This window comes from Streptomyces sp. WELS2, assembly GCF_013870595.1.
Classification (GTDB): Bacteria; Actinomycetota; Actinomycetes; order Streptomycetales; family Streptomycetaceae; genus Streptomyces.
The window spans coordinates 1-1,286 of sequence record NZ_JACBWZ010001266.1 but is presented as its reverse complement, the minus strand read 5'-3'; the positions used below and the strand labels follow the sequence as shown (position 1 = coordinate 1,286).

Genomic DNA, 1,286 nt, shown 5'->3' with positions numbered 1-1,286 from the left:
GCCCGACGGCCGCAGCAAGTCCTTCGCCGCCGCGGCCGACGGGGCGGGCTGGGCCGGGACGCGCTGATCACCTCCCTGTTCACCCTGCCCTACCGCCCCGGCCCGGCCGCCGCCACCCTGCTCGCCCTGGCCGCCACCCAGGCGACCGGCACCGGGGACTCCCCGGTCGCCCAGCCCGGCAAGATCGTGCACGAGGTGCGGCACGGGGAGCTGGCCCACTTCGGGCAGGTGCCGTTCGGCCGCTACTACGGCTCGGTGGACGCCACCCCGCTGTTCCTCGTCCTGCTCGGCGCGTACGTCGAGCAGACCGGCGACACGGCGCTGGCCCGCCGGCTGGAGCCGCACGCCCGGGCCGCCGTCGGCTGGATGCTCGACCACGGCGGGCTGACCTCGCGCGGCTATCTCGTCTACCGCGCCGACAAGGGCGGCCTCGCCAACCAGAACTGGAAGGACTCCCCCGGCGCGATCTGCCGCGCCGACGGCACCCGGCCCACCGGCGCGGTGATGGCGGCGGGCGCGCAGGGCTACGCGTACGACGCGCTGCGCCGTACCGCGCAGGTGGCGCGCGGGGTGTGGGGCGACGAGACGTACGCGGCGCTGCTGGAACAGGCGGCGGCGGATCTGCGGGACCGGTTCCAGCGGGACTTCTGGATGCCGGAGCAGTCGTTCCCGGCGCTCGCGCTGGACGGCCGGGGCCACCGGATAGACGCGCTCGCCTCCGACGCCGGGCACCTGCTGTGGTCGGGGCTGCTGGACAAGGAGTACGGCGAGGTGGTGGGCCGGCGGCTGCTGGAGCCGGACTTCTTCTCCGGCTGGGGCGTGCGCACGGTGGCCTCCGGGCAGCCCGCCTACCACCCGCTGTCCTACCACCGCGGCTCCGTCTGGCCGCACGACAACGCCCTGATCGCGCTGGGCCTCGCCCGCTACGGGCTGCACGACGAGGCCCGGACGGTGGCGCACGCGCTGCTCGACGCGGCCGCGGTGACCGGGTACCGGCTGCCGGAGGTGTGGGCCGGGTACGGGCGGGACACGCACGGCGAGCCGGTGCCCTACCCGCACGCGTGCGGCCTGGAGGCCCGGTCCGCGGCGGCGCCGCTGGCCTTGCTGACGGCGGTCGGGGGCGTCTGAGCGCGGGATCCCGCGCCGCCCGGTGAACAGCGGGCCGCCGTACGCCGTACCGAGGGGCATGCGTCAGTCAGTCGTGGTGGTGGCCGGGAAACGCGAGTCCGTCGTACGCGGGGTGCGGTGGCGGTGGCGGTGGCCGGGCGGGGCGCGGGCGGTGTCCC

The 1,286-nt window shown here is 76.7% G+C and carries 1 protein-coding gene; it reads left to right on the top strand.

Annotated features, from left to right (window positions below; all coding sequences use genetic code 11):
- A partial coding sequence (locus tag H5J33_RS35580; RefSeq protein ID WP_399553015.1) for an amylo-alpha-1,6-glucosidase occupies positions 1-1,128 on the top strand: 1,128 nt, incomplete at its 5' end.
- Positions 1,129-1,286 lie beyond the last annotated feature (158 nt).